The organism is Streptomyces sp. NPDC058662, from assembly GCF_042716255.1.
Classification (GTDB): domain Bacteria; phylum Actinomycetota; class Actinomycetes; order Streptomycetales; family Streptomycetaceae; genus Streptomyces.
On sequence record NZ_JBHXRU010000031.1, the window covers coordinates 34,449 to 50,797 of the forward strand.

At 70.2% G+C, this 16,349-nt stretch carries 15 protein-coding genes and 1 pseudogene; 3 read left to right on the forward strand and 13 right to left on the reverse strand.

The window, feature by feature from the left end; genetic code table 11:
• Positions 1-148: 148 nt before the first annotated feature.
• From ACFWUQ_RS14180 to ACFWUQ_RS14195, 4 genes are all read right to left on the reverse strand, one after another.
• Positions 149-544 (reverse strand): FKBP-type peptidyl-prolyl cis-trans isomerase, encoded by a 396-nt coding sequence (locus ACFWUQ_RS14180; RefSeq protein WP_384537416.1) that lies wholly within the window; start codon positions 542-544, stop codon positions 149-151.
• A gap of 28 nt (positions 545-572) precedes the next feature.
• Positions 573-1,514 carry an FKBP-type peptidyl-prolyl cis-trans isomerase gene (locus tag ACFWUQ_RS14185; RefSeq protein ID WP_384537418.1) on the reverse strand — a complete coding sequence of 314 codons (942 nt, stop codon included), beginning with the start codon at positions 1,512-1,514 and terminating at the stop codon, positions 573-575.
• Between the two features lie 128 nt (positions 1,515-1,642).
• Entirely contained in the window at positions 1,643-3,004 is a 1,362-nt protein-coding gene (gene pafA, locus ACFWUQ_RS14190) for a Pup--protein ligase (RefSeq protein ID WP_150520358.1), read from the reverse strand.
• 58 nt (positions 3,005-3,062) lie between these two features.
• Complete coding sequence (locus ACFWUQ_RS14195; protein ID WP_384537420.1) at positions 3,063-4,301, reverse strand: MFS transporter; 1,239 nt, start codon at positions 4,299-4,301, stop codon at positions 3,063-3,065.
• Positions 4,302-4,457: 156 nt separating this feature from the next.
• Between ACFWUQ_RS14195 and ACFWUQ_RS14200 the strand changes: the two genes are divergently transcribed.
• A complete protein-coding gene (locus tag ACFWUQ_RS14200; protein WP_384537423.1) occupies positions 4,458-5,456 on the forward strand; it encodes a LacI family DNA-binding transcriptional regulator in 999 nt (332 codons plus the stop codon).
• Between the two features lie 71 nt (positions 5,457-5,527).
• Here the strand turns inward: ACFWUQ_RS14200 and prcA are convergent, their stop codons facing one another.
• The 6 genes and pseudogenes from prcA to arc form a co-directional block, all read right to left on the reverse strand.
• Positions 5,528-6,292 carry a proteasome subunit alpha gene (gene prcA, locus ACFWUQ_RS14205; RefSeq protein WP_384537426.1) on the reverse strand — a complete coding sequence of 255 codons (765 nt, stop codon included), beginning with the start codon at positions 6,290-6,292 and terminating at the stop codon, positions 5,528-5,530.
• Positions 6,293-6,338: 46 nt separating this feature from the next.
• Positions 6,339-7,178, reverse strand: a complete 840-nt coding sequence (gene prcB, locus ACFWUQ_RS14210; RefSeq protein ID WP_384537428.1) for a proteasome subunit beta — start codon at positions 7,176-7,178, stop codon at positions 6,339-6,341.
• Positions 7,130-7,641 (reverse strand): annotated as a pseudogene (locus tag ACFWUQ_RS14215) (endonuclease VII domain-containing protein). The gene prcB and the pseudogene ACFWUQ_RS14215 overlap by 49 nt, the downstream one beginning before the upstream one ends.
• 37 nt (positions 7,642-7,678) lie before the next feature.
• Positions 7,679-7,891, reverse strand: coding sequence for a ubiquitin-like protein Pup (locus ACFWUQ_RS14220; RefSeq protein WP_030233608.1), 213 nt, complete (start codon positions 7,889-7,891; stop codon positions 7,679-7,681).
• Positions 7,892-8,061: 170 nt separating this feature from the next.
• Entirely contained in the window at positions 8,062-9,573 is a 1,512-nt protein-coding gene (dop, locus tag ACFWUQ_RS14225) for a depupylase/deamidase Dop (RefSeq protein ID WP_384537430.1), read from the reverse strand.
• A gap of 255 nt (positions 9,574-9,828) precedes the next feature.
• Positions 9,829-11,595: a proteasome ATPase gene (arc, locus tag ACFWUQ_RS14230; RefSeq protein WP_384537432.1), complete on the reverse strand. Its 1,767-nt coding sequence runs from the start codon at positions 11,593-11,595 to the stop codon at positions 9,829-9,831.
• A 264-nt stretch (positions 11,596-11,859) separates the two neighbouring features.
• Here arc and ACFWUQ_RS14235 point away from each other — a divergent pair, with 264 nt between their 5' ends.
• A complete protein-coding gene (locus ACFWUQ_RS14235) occupies positions 11,860-12,180 on the forward strand; it encodes a ferredoxin (RefSeq protein WP_384537435.1) in 321 nt (106 codons plus the stop codon).
• A gap of 4 nt (positions 12,181-12,184) precedes the next feature.
• Here ACFWUQ_RS14235 and ACFWUQ_RS14240 read toward each other — a convergent pair whose 3' ends face one another.
• From ACFWUQ_RS14240 to ACFWUQ_RS14250, 3 genes are all read right to left on the reverse strand, one after another.
• Positions 12,185-12,808: a hypothetical protein gene (locus ACFWUQ_RS14240; protein ID WP_384537437.1), complete on the reverse strand. Its 624-nt coding sequence runs from the start codon at positions 12,806-12,808 to the stop codon at positions 12,185-12,187.
• Between the two features lie 228 nt (positions 12,809-13,036).
• Complete coding sequence (locus tag ACFWUQ_RS14245; protein WP_384537438.1) at positions 13,037-13,933, reverse strand: tRNA (adenine-N1)-methyltransferase; 897 nt, start codon at positions 13,931-13,933, stop codon at positions 13,037-13,039.
• A gap of 18 nt (positions 13,934-13,951) precedes the next feature.
• A complete protein-coding gene (locus ACFWUQ_RS14250) occupies positions 13,952-15,085 on the reverse strand; it encodes a site-2 protease family protein (RefSeq protein ID WP_384537470.1) in 1,134 nt (377 codons plus the stop codon).
• A gap of 252 nt (positions 15,086-15,337) precedes the next feature.
• On the opposite strand from ACFWUQ_RS14250, the gene ACFWUQ_RS14255 reads away from it, so the two are divergent.
• Positions 15,338-16,297 (forward strand): RecB family exonuclease, encoded by a 960-nt coding sequence (locus ACFWUQ_RS14255; RefSeq protein WP_384537440.1) that lies wholly within the window; start codon positions 15,338-15,340, stop codon positions 16,295-16,297.
• Positions 16,298-16,349: the final 52 nt, after the last annotated feature.

Below are 16,349 nucleotides of genomic sequence, written 5' to 3' on the forward strand. Positions count from 1 at the left end.
GGGCTTTGCAATTCCCCTTCGCGCCCCCACCGCCCTCCCCCGGGACCCCCCCCGTTGACCGTTCCCCTTCCCCCCCGGGCCGGCCGGGTAAACCGCGGGGGCCCCCCGCCGGCGGGGGGGGGCCCCTCCACTGATCACGAAGTGCGGATCAGCCGACCTTCACCAGGTCGCAGACGAAGATCAGCGTCTCGCCCGGGGCGATCGCGCCGCCCGCGCCGCGGTCGCCGTAGGCGAGGGCCGCGGGGATGACCAGCTTGCGGCGGCCGCCGACCTTCATGCCCTGGACGCCCTGGTCCCATCCGGAGATGACCTGGCCGACACCGAGCTTGAACTGGAGCGCGGAGCCGCGGTTCCAGGAGGCGTCGAACTCCTCGCCGGTGGAGAAGGCCACGCCCACGTAGTGGACGGAGACCATGTCGCCGGCCTTCGCCTCGGCGCCGTCGCCCAGCCAGATGTCCTCCTTGACGAGCTCCTTGGGGGCCTCGCCCTCGGGGAAGTCGATCTCGGGCTTTTCGAGCTTGTCGCTCACGGAACTGCTCCTCATACGTACGAACCGGTCAACCGGAACAGTCTTACATCACCGCGAGGATGTCGAGGCTGAAGACCAGGGTCGACTTGGCCGGGATGGTGCCCTGCTCCTTGTCGCCGAACGCCATGTCCGGCGGGATGACCAGCAGGATCCGGCTGCCGACCTTCTTGCCGACCAGGCCTTCCTTGAGGCCCTTGACCGAGAGCTGCTCCATCGGCCACGTCACGGTCTGGTCCGTGGCGTACGTGCTCTCGAAGGTCTTGTCGTCCTTCCAGGTCTTGCCGTTGAACTTGACGACGACGTTGTCGGTGTCCTTCACGACCGCGCCGTCACCCTCCAGGACGTAGCTCGACACCAGCTTCGCCGGCTCGGCGGTGTCCTTCGGGACGGTCACGGCGACTTCCTTGCCGTCCGTGTTCGTGCCGACCTTGGGCAGGTCCTTGTTGTCCTGGGCGACCTCCTTGCCCGTGGCCGAGGCCGGGACGGAGGCGCCCTTGACGATGTCGACGACGAAGACCAGCGTGGCGTTCGGCTTGATCTTCTCGCCCGAGCCCTGGGCTCCGTAGCCGAGCTCCGGCGGGATCACCAGCTCGACGCGGCTGCCGACCTTCTGGCCCTCCAGCCCCTGGTCCCAGCCCTTGATGACGGCGCCCGCGCCGATGGTCACGTCGAACGGCGCGCCCTTGCCGAAGCTCGCGTCGAAGGGCTCCTTGCCGTCCCACACCTGGCCGAGGTAGTTGACCTGGGCGATGTCGCCCTTCTTCAGTGCCTGGCCGGTGCCCTCGCTGATCTTCACCACCTTCAGCTCCTTGGGCGGCGTGCCCTGCCCCTGCGCGAGGGTGGGGGTCTCCCCGAACTTGGCGCCCTTGGTGATCGCGGGGGCCCCGTTCTTCATCTGGGCGGAGTCGGAGCCGCTGTCGTCGCCGCAAGCCGCTGTCGACAGCAGCAGGAGGGGTACGACAATCAGGCCGGCAAGTCGGCGCACGTGTTCCTCAGATCTCAGACGGCATGGTCGGTCGCCGCCACTCTAAGCCGTGGACGGGGCCCCGTACGAGAGAGGTACGGGGCCCCGGCACGCGCCGAGCCCATTCGGTGAGATCCGCCACCGCCGGCCTACATACCGGCGATCAGCTTCTCCACCCGGTCGTCCACCGACCGGAACGGGTCTTTGCACAGCACCGTCCGCTGCGCCTGGTCGTTCAGCTTGAGATGCACCCAGTCGACGGTGAAGTCGCGCCGCTGCTCCTGCGCCCGGCGGATGAAATCGCCGCGCAGCCGCGCCCTCGTCGTCTGCGGGGGCACCGACTTGCCCTCGAAGATCTTGAGGTCGTTGCAGATCCGCGCCGCCTGCCCCTTTCGCTCCAGCAGGTAGTACAGCCCGCGCCGGCGGTGGATGTCGTGGTAGGCCAGGTCTATCTGGGCGACCCGCGGATTCGACATCGTCATATTGTGCTTGGCCCGGTACCGCTCGATCAGCTGGTACTTCATGACCCAGTCGATCTCGGTCCCGATCCGGTCCAGGTCCTCCGCCTCGATCGCGTCCAGCGTGCGGCCCCACAGCTCCAGCACCTGGTCCACCACACCGGTGCGGATGCCCCGGCGCTCGGCGAAGTCCACGGCCTTGTCGTAGTACTCCCGCTGGATCTCCAGGGCGGAGGCCTCGCGGCCGCTCGCCAGGCGCACCTTGCGCTGCCCGGTGATGTCGTGGCTGACCTCGCGGATGGCCCGGATCGGGTTCTCCAGGGTCAGGTCCCGCATCACCGTGCCCGCCTCGATCATGCGCAGCACCAGGTCGGTGGCCCCGACCTTGAGCAGCATGGTCGTCTCGGACATGTTCGAGTCGCCCACGATGACGTGCAGCCTGCGGTAGCGCTCGGCGTCCGCGTGCGGCTCGTCCCTGGTGTTGATGATCGGCCGGGAGCGGGTCGTGGCCGAGCTGACGCCCTCCCAGATGTGCTCGGCCCGCTGGCTCACGCAGTACACCGCGCCCCGGGGGGTCTGGAGTACCTTGCCCGCGCCGCAGATCAGCTGGCGCGTGACGAGGAACGGGATGAGGATGTCCGCGAGGCGGGAGAATTCCCCGTGCCGGGCCACCAGGTAGTTCTCGTGGCAGCCGTACGAGTTGCCCGCCGAGTCGGTGTTGTTCTTGAAGAGGTAGACGTCGCCCGCGATTCCCTCCTCGTGCAGGCGGCGTTCGGCGTCGACGAGCAGTCCTTCGAGAATGCGCTCGCCTGCTTTGTCGTGGGTGACCAGTTCGGTCAGGTTGTCGCATTCGGGAGTTGCATATTCCGGATGCGAACCCACGTCGAGGTAGAGGCGGGCGCCGTTCCGCAGGAAGACATTGCTGCTGCGGCCCCATGACACAACACGGCGGAAGAGGTAGCGCGCCACTTCGTCAGGAGACAGTCGGCGCTGTCCCCTGAACGTGCACGTGACGCCGTACTCGTTCTCCAGCCCGAAAATGCGGCGGTCCATGACTGAACATTACGCCTCCCGCCCTCTTCTGAAACCGGGTTGGCGGCCGCCGTTCCGATCAGTTCTTCACGAGAGGGTCCGGCGAGAGCTCCCCGGACCCCGCCACCGCACGGCCGCGGCCCGAAACCGCGAGCGCCCGCTGAGTACCCATCAGGACCAGCAGGGCCGCCGCGCCGGCGACGCACGCCACCCCGAAGCCCGCGGCCGTCCCGCCCCGTTCCACGGCCGGCCCCGCGGCCCCCGTACCCATCGCGGCGCCCACTCCGAAGAAGGTCACCAGCCAGGAGAACGCCTCCGTCACCGTGCCCGCCGGGGCGTGCCGGTCCACCACGATGAACGCGCAGGCCATGGCCGGGGCCAGGAACACGCCGGCCAGCGCCGCCAACGCCGTCATCGCGAGCGGGTCCGGGACCAGCACCAGGGGGAGGTAGCAGACCGCGAGCAGCGCCACCAGCAGCCGCAGCCGCCGCTCCGGCGCCCCCGGCCAGGGCCGGGACCCGTAGAACACCCCGCCGACCAGCGCCCCCAGGCCCAGAGCCGCCATCAGCCAGCCGTACACCGCCTGGTCCCCGTGGTCGTCGGCGTAGGACAGGCCCGCCACGGTGATGGAGCCGAGCGCCGTGCCCACGAAGAAGAAGGCGCCCAGCAGTGCCAGCAGCCCCCGCGAGCGCAGCGCGCCCAGCCAGTGGGCCTCGCGCGGCTCCGAGCGCCACGTCCGCGAGGGCTTGCTGACCACCACGGAGAGGGCGCCCAGCACGCCGATGGCGTTGATCACCAGGAGCGCGGCCGCCGGGTCCCACAGCGCCACGAACAGCGTGACGAGCAGCGGTCCGACCGTGAACATGACCTCCTGCGCCACCGCGTCCATCGCGTAGGCGGCGTGCACCCGTTCCTGGCGGCCGCCCAGCACGCCCGGCCACAGTGCCCGCAGCCCGCCCTCCAGCGGGGGCGTGAACAGCCCGGCGACCACCACGGCCCCGTACGCCGCCCACGCCGTCCCGGTACCCGCCAGCGCCAGCCACGCCATGCCGAGCGCCGACACCACGGCGGCCGGCAGCTGCACCCGCGGCTGCCCGTACAGGTCCACGGCCCGCCCGAGCAGCGGCTGGCCCACCGCGTTCGCCACGCCGTAGGCGGCCGCCAGCGCTCCCGCGAGGCTGAAGCTGCCCCCCTCGGCGCGCGTGAACAGCACGATCGCGATCGAGGCGGTGCCGTTGGGCAGCCGCCCCACCAGGGTGCCCACCAGCAGCCTCGCGGCGTGCCGGGTCCTGAGCAGCTCCGCGTAACCCGCGGCCATGTCCGCCCCTCTCCGCCCGGATCCCGCCGGGGTAATACGTATAACGTCTTGCGTCATACGTACCATGGCAGCACTCGGGGAGTCCAGCGGCGACCGCCCCCCGAGCCGCCCCGCCTGCACCGCACAGCCGGTGACCACGCATGTCAGGAGCCTTCTGTGACGAGACCCACCAGCCGGGACGTGGCCGGCGCCGCCGGGGTCTCCCAGGCCACCGTCTCCCTCGTCCTCGGCGACAAATGGCAGGGCCGCGTCTCCGAGCGCACCGCCGGCCTCGTCCGCGACGCCGCCGCACGACTGGGCTACCGCCCGAACCTCGCCGCCCGCAACCTCCGCCTGGGCTCCACGCGCACCGCGCTCCTCGTCGTCCCCGCCCTCACCAACGAGTTCTTCGCCCGCGTCTACACCGGCGCCGCCCGCGTCGCGGCCGAACACGGGTTCGGCGTCGTCCTCTACCCCTCCCCCGAGGGCACCGGCCCCGCCCGCGACCCCTTCGCCTCCGCCCGCGCCGCCCTCGACGGAGTCATCGCCTCCTCCATGGCCGCCGGCGCCCTCGACGCCCTGGGCCGCGACGGACTCCCCCTCGTCATGCTCGACAGCGACCCCTCCGCCGGCGCCGCCGCCGCACACGTCAACCTCGCCATGGCCGACGGCATGCGCCAGATCACCGAGCACCTCCTGGGCCACGGCCACCGCCGCTTCCTGCACCTCGCCTCCGCCGTCGACTCCTGGACCTTCGACGTCCGCGCCGACGCCCTGAACGCCCTCCTGCGGCCCCACGCCACCCTGCGCACCGTCCGGTCCCCCCTGACCGCCGACGGGGCCCGCACGGCCGCCCTGGCGGCCCTCTCCGCCCCCGGGGACCGGCCCACCGCCCTCGTCTGCGACGACGACATCCTCGCCGCCGGGGCCTGCAAGGCCGCCCGCCGCCTGGGCCTGCGCGTCCCCGAGGACCTCTCCGTCACCGGCTTCGACGACCTCGCCCTCGCCACCGCCGTCGACCCCGAGCTCACGACCGTACGGCTGCCCGCCGAGCAGGTCGGCGAGCAGGGCATGACCGCCCTCCTCACCGTCCTCGACGGCGGCGCCTGGACCGCGCCCGACATCCCCGTGCGCCTCGTCGTCCGCGACTCCACAGGACCCGCCCCGGTTCGCTGAGCGCACCCCGCGCACGACGGAGCCCCGGCCGCGCCCTCAGGGCTCGACCGGGGCTCCGCACGCGAGCACCGCTACTCCGCGTCGTCCTCCGGAGCCTCGTCGTTCGACACGGCGTCCGCCTGCTCGGCCGCCGTCACCTCCGCCTCCAGCAGCCGCGCCAGCTGCCGGCCCCGGATCCGCTTGAACTTCCGCTGCTGCGGCCGCGTGCGGTCCAGCACGGCGACCTCCAGCCGCTCCGCCGGAATGGCCTTGTCCGCGCCGTTCGCCTGGCTGGACAGCGCCTGCACCGCCAGCTTCAACGCCTCGGACAGGTTCATCCCGTCCCGGTGGCGCTGGTCCAGGAAGGTGCTGATCTGCTCGGCGTTGCCGCCGACCGCCACCGAGCCGTGCTCGTCCACGATCGACCCGTCGTGCGGCAGCCGGTAGATCTGGTCACCCGCCGCGGTCGGGCCGACCTCGGCCACCACCAGCTCCACCTCGTACGGCTTCTCACCGGCCGAGGAGAAGATGGTGCCCAACGTCTGCGCGTACACGTTGGCCAGCCCGCGGGCCGTCACGTCGTCGCGGTCGTAGGTGTACCCGCGCAGATCCGCGTAGCGCACACCGCCGATCCGCAGGTTCTCGTACTCGTTGTACTTGCCGGCGGCCGCGAAGCCGATCCGGTCGTAGATCTCGCTGAACTTGTGGAGCGCGCGCGACGGGTTCTCACCGACGAACACGATGCCGTCGGCATACTGCAGCACGACCAGGCTGCGACCGCGCGCGATGCCCTTGCGGGCGTATTCCGCCCGGTCGGCCATGGCCTGCTGGGGTGATACGTAGAACGGAGTCGACACCGGCTGTCCGTCCCTTTCTTCTGGGCTCCTACGGGGCGACGGATGGTCAGAGCAGGGCGGCGCGGGGGCCGTCGGGCTGCTCAAGACGGCGGTTGGTGACCGTCCGGGAGAGTTCCTGCGACTCCTCGTCGGTCAACCTGCGGAAGCCCTCGTCGGTGATGACGGTGACGATCGGGTAGATGTGGCGGTAGAGGTCCGGGCCACCGGTCGCCGAGTCGTCGTCCGCCGCGTCGTACAGCGCCTGCACAACCAGGGTGGTGGCCTGCTCCTCCGTCAGATCGGGGCGGAAGAGCTTCTTCATGGAGCCCCGCGCGAAGATCGAACCGGAACCGGTGGCGGCGTAGCCGTGCTCCTCGGAGCGCCCGCCGGTCACGTCGTAGGAGAAGATGCGGCCCTTCTCCTTCGCCTCGTCGTACCCGGCGAACAGCGGGACCACGGCCAGCCCCTGCATGGCCATCCCGAGGTTGCTCCGGATCATGGTCGAGAGCCGGTTCGCCTTGCCCTCCAGCGAGAGGGTCGTCCCCTCCACCTTCTCGAAGTGCTCCAGCTCCAGCTGGAACAGCTTGACCATCTCCACGGCCAGGCCGGCCGTGCCGGCGATGCCGACGGCGGAGTACTCGTCGGCCGGGAACACCTTCTCGATGTCCCGCTGCGCGATCATGTTCCCCATGGTCGCGCGCCGGTCGCCCGCGAGGACGACCCCGCCGGGGAAGGTGGCGGCGACGATGGTCGTGCCGTGCGGCGCCTCGACCACGCCCTCCGGCAGCCTGCGGTTGCCGGGCAGCATCTCGGGCGAGTGCGCGCCCAGGAAGTCCATGAAGGACGAGGACCCCGGCGTCAGGAAGGCTGCCGGTAGACGCCCTGTGCTACGAGTGTTGGGTTCCACAGGTTTCCTTCCACGTAAGCGGCTGCACGCCGTATGACGTCCGGCCGATCCTTGAACTGCCCCAGGGCTGCGTTGCAGCTGAAGCACAGTACGCCTCGGACCTTACCCGTCTGATGATCGTGATCAACGTGCTCTGCCGGAGCCATCCGACAGATCGCGCAGACCCCGCCCTGAGCGGCGATCATCTCGTCACGATCAGCCTCGGTGATGCCGTACGAACGCTGCAGGTGCCCAGCCCGGCCCTGGATGGCCTTGCACGCCCTGCACCGAGTGGACAAGCCGTCAGACGCCGACGCGTTCTTGCCTCCAGCCGCCTGGCGGCGCCGGTAGTGCGCGGCACTGTACTCAGCCACGCACTACCGGCACCTCGGCTGAAGCCGTCGCCACGATTGCGGTCCAGGGCGAACCCGCTCAGCGGCACGTCGCGGCTGCACCCGCGGCACCACGTCGTTCCATTGGACATGGAGCGAATGCCGGCGAGTTCACCTTAGATGTGAAGGCTATTCTCCACCTTTTTGCACGAAACTCCGAACAAAGTCCTCGGCGTTCTCTTCGAGGACATCGTCAATCTCGTCAAGTACGGAGTCGACGTCGTCGGAGAGCTTTTCCTGGCGCTCCTTGAGGTCGGTCGATTCCTCGACCGCCGCCTCCTCGACCTCCTCGGTCGAGCGCGTCGCCTTCTGCTGTCCGCCGCCGGTGTCCTTGGTCGCCATGTCTACCTCACCCCGCTCGGTTCGCACGCTCACACGGAGAGACCCCGGATCGGGATCTCTCAAGATCAGACCCTAGCCGGACCCTACAAGGAGGGTCCGGCATTCGTCCCCGCACTTCCACAAGTCCGGCTGCTTCCATGATTCCCGGACCGGCGGCCTTTCAGCCCTGTTCAGCGCCCCGAAAGCACCCGCACCAGGTCCTGCGCCGTGCGGCACCGGTCCAGGAGCTCCTTCACGTGCGCGCGGGTGCCCCGCAGGGGCTCCAGGGTGGGCACCCGCTGGAGCGAGTCGTGGCCCGGGAGGTCGAAGATCACCGAGTCCCAGGACGCCGCGGCGACGTCGTCCGCGTACTGCTCCAGGCACCGGCCCCGGAAGTAGGCCCGGGTGTCCTCCGGAGGCTTGCTCCGGGCCCGCTCCACGGCGGGCTCGTCCACCAGGCGCTGCATCTTGCCTCGGGCCACCAGCCGGTTGTACAGGCCCTTCTCCGGCCGCACGTCCGCGTACTGGAGGTCCACCAGGTGCAGCCGCGCCGCGTCCCACTCCAGCCCGTCCCGGCGCCGGTAGCCCTCCAGGATCTCCCGCTTCGCGATCCAGTCCAGCTCCCCCGACAGGCTCATGGGGTCGGTCTCCAACCGGCCCAGCACGTCCTCCCACCGGGCCAGGACGTCCTTCGTCTGGTCGTCGGCGTCGGAGCCGAAACGCTCCTCCACGTACTTCCTCGCCAGCTCGAAGTACTCCATCTGGAGCTGCACGGCGGTGAGCGTCCGCCCGCTGCGGAGCGTGATGAGGTGCTGCAGGTCCGGGTCGTGGGAGACCTGGTGCAGGGTGCGTACGGGCTGGTCGACGGCTAGGTCGACGTTGATGAACCCGTCCTCGATCATGGACAGGACCAGCGCCGTCGTGCCCAGCTTGAGGTAGGTGGAGATCTCGGACAGGTTGGCGTCGCCGATGATCACGTGCAGGCGGCGGTACTTCTCGGCGTCCGAGTGGGGCTCGTCGCGGGTGTTGATGATGGGCCGCTTGAGCGTGGTCTCCAGGCCGACCTCGACCTCGAAGTAGTCCGCGCGCTGGCTGATCTGGAAGCCGTGATCGCGGCCGTCCTGGCCGATGCCCACGCGGCCGGCGCCCGTGACCACCTGCCGGGAGACGAAGAAGGGGGTCAGGTGCCGCACGATGTCCGAGAAGGGGGTCTCCCGCTTCATCAGGTAGTTCTCGTGCGTGCCGTAGGAGGCGCCCTTGTTGTCGGTGTTGTTCTTGTAGAGGTGGATCGGCTGGGCGCCGGGGAGCTGGGCCGCCCGGACCGCCGCCTCGGCCATGATGCGTTCGCCGGCCTTGTCCCAGAGCACCGCGTCCAGCGGGTTGGTGATCTCCGGCGAGCTGTACTCGGGGTGGGCGTGGTCGACGTAGAGCCGCGCGCCGTTGGTGAGGATGACGTTGGCGAGGCCGATGTCCTCGTCGGTCAGCTGGCTGGTGTCGGCGGCCTCGCGGGCGAGGTCGAAGCCGCGGGCGTCCCGCAGCGGGTTCTCCTCCTCGAAGTCCCAGCGGGCGCGTCGCGCCCGGTGCATCGCCGCCGCGTACGCGTTGACGATCTGGGACGAGGTGAGCATGGCATTGGCGTTCGGGTGCCCCGGCACGGAGATCCCGTACTCCGTCTCGATCCCCATTACTCGCCGTACGGTCATGCGGCCCTCCTTGCCCGGCGGCGCTCCCCTTCGGGAGCGGCGCTCAAGTACCGCTGGTGCTCCGGTGCGTGTGGCTGTGCGGTGCCCGACCCCGCACTGCGCGTCCGGCGGTAAGGAAGAGCCTAGAACCACTCCGCGCTCGTGGGGAGATCATTTCCGTCATTGGCTTCGCCCTGTCACCGGCTGGAAAACGCAGTCGGTAAAGCAGTCGGCTGCGGATACCCGGTGGAGGGCATCCGCAGCCGCTCCGCTGTGTCAGAGGTACTGACCGGTGTTCGCCACCGTGTCGATGGAGCGTCCCGTGTCCGCGCCCTGCTTTCCGGTGACGAGGGTGCGGATGAATACGATCCGCTCGCCCTTCTTTCCGGAGATCCGGGCCCAGTCGTCGGGGTTGGTGGTGTTGGGCAGGTCCTCGTTCTCCTTGAACTCGTCCACGCAGGCCTGGAGGAGGTGGGAGACGCGAAGGCCCTTCTGGTTGTGCTCCAGGAAGGCCTTGATGGCCATCTTCTTCGCACGGTCCACGATGTTCTGGATCATCGCGCCCGAGTTGAAGTCCTTGAAGTAGAGGACTTCCTTGTCGCCGTTGGCGTACGTGACCTCAAGGAAGCGGTTCTCCTCGGTTTCGGCGTACATCTGCTCGACGACGGTCTGGATCATGCTGTGGACGGTGCCGGGCCGCGAGTCCTGGTGCTCGGACAGGTCGTCCGTGTGCAGGGGCAGCGAGGCCTTGAGGTACTTCGCGAAGATGTCCTTCGCCGCTTCCGCGTCGGGGCGCTCGATCTTGATCTTCACGTCGAGGCGGCCGGGGCGCAGGATGGCCGGGTCGATCATGTCCTCGCGGTTGGAGGCGCCGATGACGATGACGTTCTCCAGGCCTTCCACGCCGTCGATCTCGGCGAGCAGCTGCGGGACGATGGTGTTCTCCACGTCCGAGCTGACACCGGATCCGCGGGTGCGGAAGAGGGATTCCATCTCGTCGAAGAAGACGATGACGGGGGTGCCCTCGCTCGCCTTCTCCCGGGCACGCTGGAAGACGAGGCGGATGTGCCGCTCGGTCTCGCCGACGTACTTGTTGAGGAGCTCGGGGCCCTTGATGTTGAGGAAGTAGGACTTCCCGGCGGGCTGGCCGGTCACCTCGGCGACCTTCTTGGCAAGGGAGTTGGCCACGGCCTTGGCGATGAGTGTCTTGCCGCAGCCGGGGGGGCCGTAGAGCAGGATGCCCTTCGGCGGGCGCAGTTCGTGCTCCTTGAAGAGGTCCGGGTAGAGGTAGGGGAGCTCGACCGCGTCGCGGATCAGCTCGATCTGGTCGCCCAGGCCGCCGATCTTGTCGTAGTCGATGTCCGGGACCTCTTCGAGGACGAGTTCCTCGACCTCGCTCTTGGGGACGACCTCGTACACGTAGCCGGAGCGCGGTTCGAGCAGGAGGGCGTCGCCGGGGCGGATGGTGATGTCCAGGAGCGGCTCGGCGAGCCTCACCACCCTCTCCTCGTCGGTGTGCCCGACCACCAGGGCGCGCTCGCCGTCCTCAAGGATCTCCTTGAGGGTGACGATGTCCCCGGCGCGTTCGAACTGCATGGCCTCGACCACGTTGAGGGCCTCGTTGAGCATGACCTCCTGGCCGCGCCGGAGGTCTTCCGGCTCGACGCTGGGGCTGACGTTCACGCGGAGTTTGCGGCCTCCGGTGAAGATGTCGACGGTGCCGTCCTCGTTGGTCTGCAGGAAGACACCGAAACCGGCCGGCGGCTGCGCGAGCCGGTCGACTTCTTCCTTGAGGGCCACGATCTGGTCGCGGGCCTCACGGAGGGTATTCGCCAGTCGTTCGTTCTGCGCGGATACGCCTGCCAGATTCGTCTGCAACTCGACGATCCGCTCTTCGAGAATCCTCGTGTGTCGCGGAGAGTCGGCGAGCTTACGTCGCAGGACGGCGATTTCCTGCTCAAGATAGGCAACCTGGCCAGCGGGGTCCTCGGACCCTCGCCCGGGCCGGATGCCGCGGTTGATGTCGTCGTCGTGGGCTGCCACGGTCCTCACCTCCTCCAAGGGGAGCTGGACGCTTCCTGACCCTACCTGGGCTGGTGGTGATTGAAACCCCTAGATCACAAAGACGGTAGGGGTGTGTCCGATCTTCACCCTTGCGTACTCCCTCACGTCTAGGAAATACCCACCCTTCAACATCGGAAAGCAGCCGGTTGTAAGGTCGAACTGTTCAACACCCGCGAGGGCTCGCGCGACTTGCCGCGAGCGGTGGCCGGGTCGGATCACTCAGTGCAGGGAGCGGCAGGAGATATGACCGTGCAGCAGGAGGCCCCGACGGGCGGCGCCGGCGGGTCCGGGGAGCCGCTTGAGGTCTGGATCGACCAGGACCTGTGCACCGGGGACGGCATCTGCGCGCAGTACGCGCCGGAGGTGTTCGAGCTGGACATCGACGGTCTGGCGTACGTGAAGAGCGCGGACGACGAGCTGTTGCAGGACGCGGGGGCGACGGTTCCGGTTCCCCTGACGCTGTTCCAGGACGTGGTGGACTCGGCCAAGGAATGTCCGGGTGACTGTATTCACGTACGGCGCGTTTCGGACAGGGTGGAAGTGTTCGGTCCCGACGCGGAGTGACGTTTCAAACACTCCTGGCCGACGAGTCCGTCAGCTCCTGGCGGAATTTGCCGCCGGTCCAGAGCCACTTGGCGTGCTGGGTCAGGTCCGGACAGCAGCGCGGGACATCCGGCGAGGAGTAGCCGAGGAGGGTCGCCGTGACGGCGGCGTCGCGCACGGTGAGCTCGGTGACGTTCTGTCGCCGCGCGGGGTCGAGCAGGGTGGCCACGACGCGGGGCGCGGCGGCCGGGGTGCGGTCGCGGGTGAGGACGTAGACGGCGTGGGGCGGGGTGCCGGAGCCGGCCGCGCAGCGGACGGCCGCGACGGTCTCGGGGCGGCCGTCGCCGTCGAGGTCGCCGTGCGCGGTCGCGGTGACGGTCTGGGCGGCGCCCTTGCAGTCGAGCGGGTAGGTGGCGCCGGCGGCGTCCGGGGCGGTGGCCGAGGGGCCGTTCGCGGTCCCTGCGGGGTCCTGGGCGGGCGCCGCGGCCGTTGTGGTGGGCGATGCGCCGGTGGCGGGCTGGAAGAGTCCCGCGGCGGCTATGACGGCGGCCATGGCGGTGGCCGTGGCGAGCCAGTGGACGGGCCGGGTACGGCTGTGCGCCAGGTCTTCCCATGCCGGGGCCGGCTGCGCGGAGGGGCTGTGCGGCACGCGGGGTGTCTCCTGTGCGAAGGGTGACGGGGAGCCAGCATCGTGCCACACCTCACACCGGGGTGGAACGGGTGGGTCCGGGGCGCGGCCGCGTGCCGGGGCCCGGGCGTGTCCGGCGCGGCGGCGCGAGGGCGCCGCGGCCGGGGCAACGAGAAGGCGCCGCGGCGCAGTTCCCGTACTGCGCGGGGGAACTGCGACGCGGCGCCGTCGTGTTGGGTGGGCCGGCGGTCAGGCGGAGCGGTCGCTGCCGGGGCCGTCGTAGTCCTCGCCGTAGGCGCCCTTGGAGGGGCGGCGGCGGCGCATGGGCGGCTCGACGCCGTCCGCGAGGCGGCGGGCGGTGACCAGGAAGCCTGTGTGGCCGATCATCCGGTGGTCCGGGCGGACGGCGAGGCCCTCGACGTGCCAGTTGCGGATCATCGATTCCCAGGGCTGCGGCTCGGCGAAGCAGCCGATCTCGCGGATGGACTCGACGGTCCGGGAGAGCTGGGTGGTGGTGGCCACGTAGCAGCAGAGGATGCCGCCGGGGACCAGCGCCTTGGAGACGGCTTCCAGGCACTCCCAGGGGGCGAGCATGTCGAGGATCACGCGGTCGACGTCGGTGTCGGACAGGTTGTCCTGGAGGTCGCCCACGGTCAGCTGCCACGCGGGGTGCGGGCCGCCGAAGTAGCGCTCGACGTTGGCGGTGGCGATCTCGGCGAAGTCCGCGCGGCGCTCGTAGCTGTGGAGCATGCCCTGGTCGCCGATGGCGCGCAGCAGGAAGCTGCTCAGGGAGCCGGAGCCCACACCTGCCTCCACGACGCGGGCGCCGGGGAAGATGTCGGCGAAGGCCAGGATCTGGCCCGCGTCCTTGGGGTAGACCACGGCGGCGCCGCGGGGCATGGACAGGACATAGTCGGGGAGCAGGGGACGCAGCGCGAGGTAGGCGACGTTGCCGGTGGTACGGACAACGCTGCCTTCGGGAGCACCGATCAGCTCGTCGTGCGGGAAGGAACCCTTGTGGGTGTGGAAATTCTTCCCGGCTTCGAGCGTGAACGTGTAGTGGCGGCCCTTGGGGTCGGTGAGCTGAACCTGGTCCCCGACCTCGAAGGGCCCGCGTCGGCGGGCGGCACCGGTCGGTTCGGACATGTGACCAGTGTATTGGCTTCAGGACTGGGGCCGTGCCATGGCCTTCACGAAGGCCTTCTCGACGTCGAGGGTGGACAGGACGCCGTAGATCGCGCCGCCGGGTTCGAGGACGAGGTACTCGGTGGCGGGGGTGGCGCGGAGGTGGTCGAGGAGTTCTTCGCCGGTGAGTTCCGCGGAAACCTTCATGCCGGCGGTGAGGTCCTGGGCGAGGGTGCTGACGGCGACCCAGGGGCGGCGGTGCTCGGGGACGGAGGCGATGGCGGTCTCGCGCACGATGGCGGTGGGGTCGCCCTGGCCGTCGACGACGACGAGGGCGCGGGCGCCGGCCTCGTTGGCGCGGCGCAGCGCCTCGGAGAGCGGGGTGGTGTGCTCGACCGGGATGGCGCGCCGGGTGAGGCTGCGGGCCCGCAGTTCGGGGAGGTGCTCGCGCAGCCGGGCCATGCGCAGGCTGTTGCCGGCGCCGGTCCAGATGATGGCGGCGAGGATGGCGGCGAGGAGGGCGTCCATGACGGTCTCCATGCCGCCGACCTCCTCGGTGCGGTTGCCGAGGAAGCCGGTGTGGGTGAGCAGGGGGAGGCCGAGGAGGATGGCGACGGCGAGGCCGCGGCCGATCCAGGCGGCGGCGACGGTGCCGGCCATGGGTTTGCCGGTGATGCCCCAGATCACGGCGCGGAGCATGCGGCCGCCGTCGAGCGGGAGGCCGGGGAGCAGGTTGAACGCGGCGACGAGCAGGTTGGAGATCATGAGTCCGGCGAGGAGGACGCCGGGGACGGTGGCGGGGTCGACGGCGTTCATGCCGAGGTAGAAGGCGCCGGCGAGGGCGAGGGAGAGCAGCGGGCCGACGGCGGCGAGGACGAATTCGCGGCCGGGGGTCTCGGACTCCTTCTCGATCTCGGAGACGCCGCCGAAGAACTGGAGCTGGATGCGCCGCACGGGGAGCTTGAAGCGGAGGGCGGCGACGGTGTGCGCGAGTTCGTGGACGAGGACCGAGGCGTAGAAGGCGACGGCGAAGAAGAGCGAGACGAGGTAGCGGACCGGTCCGAGGTCGGGCAGGACGCGGTCGAGCTGGTCGCCGAAGACCCAGGTGATGAGGGCGGCGACGAGGAACCAGCTGGGTGAGACGTACACGGGCACGCCGAAGGGGCGGCCCATGAGGATCCCGCCGCCCGGTCCGGAGCGCCGGCCTCCGCGCTCGCCGGTCTCGTCGGTGTCTGCCACGGCTGTCCTTCGTTCGGTGCTGTCCGGCGGGGTCCGCCCCGTCGGCGTCCTGTGTGGGTTCCCTGCCCGTTCCGCTGCGGTTCCAGGCACGCCGTGGCGCGCTGTGATGTACCGATCATGCAGTGCGAGGGGTTCGGAGTCGATGGTATGCGGGTGCTGTCGGCGGCGGGTCGTAGGGTTTTACGCATGACGACGAGTTCCGGTGCCGTGCCCGGCGCAGCAGATGCCGACGCGGTGGCGCGCGCGGTGGCGCCCGCCTCGCTCTCCCCCTCGCGGGCGAGCGACTTCATGCGGTGCCCGCTGCTGTACCGGTTCCGGGTGATCGACAAGCTGCCGGAGAAGCCCAGTGCGGCCGCGACGCGGGGCACGCTGGTGCACGCGGTGCTGGAGCGGCTCTTCGACCATCCCGCGTCGGAGCGGACGGCGCCGCGCGCCAAGGCGTTGATCCCGGGCCAGTGGGACCGGCTGCTGGAGGCGCGGCCGGAGCTGGTGGAGCTGTTCCCCGAGGGGGACGGAGGGGCCGAGCTGGCGCGCTGGCTGGACGGGGCCGAGGCGCTGGTGGACCGGTGGTTCACGCTGGAGGACCCGACGCGGCTGGAGCCGGCGGAGCGCGAGTTCTTCGTGGAGACGGAGCTGGACTCGGGGCTGCGGCTGCGCGGGATCATCGACCGGGTGGACGTGGCGCCGACGGGTGAGGTGCGGATCGTCGACTACAAGACGGGCAAGGCGCCGCGGCCGGAGTACGCCGAGGGCGCGCTGTTCCAGATGAAGTTCTACGCGCTGGTGGTGTGGCGGCTGAAGCGGGTCGTGCCCCGGCGGCTGCAGCTGGTGTACCTGGGCAGCGGGGACGTGCTGACGTACGACCCGGTGGTCGCGGACCTGGAGCGGGTGGAGCGCAAGCTGCTCGCCCTGTGGGAGGCGATCCGGGAGGCGACGGAGTCGGGTGACTGGCGGCCGCGGGCGACGAAGCTGTGCGGGTGGTGCGACCACCAGGAGGTGTGTCCGGAGTTCGGGGGGACTCCCCCGCCCTATCCGCTGGTCGTCGGGCCGCGTCCGGCGCCGGCCGGGGCGGGGTCCGGGCCGGACGGGGAGGGCGGGGAGCCGGCGCGGGTGGATCCGCCGGCGGGGCTCCCGGCTGATTCCTGACCGCCGGGCCAGGGCAGAATGGGCGGCGTCCGCCGAAGCCGTCCGATGAATC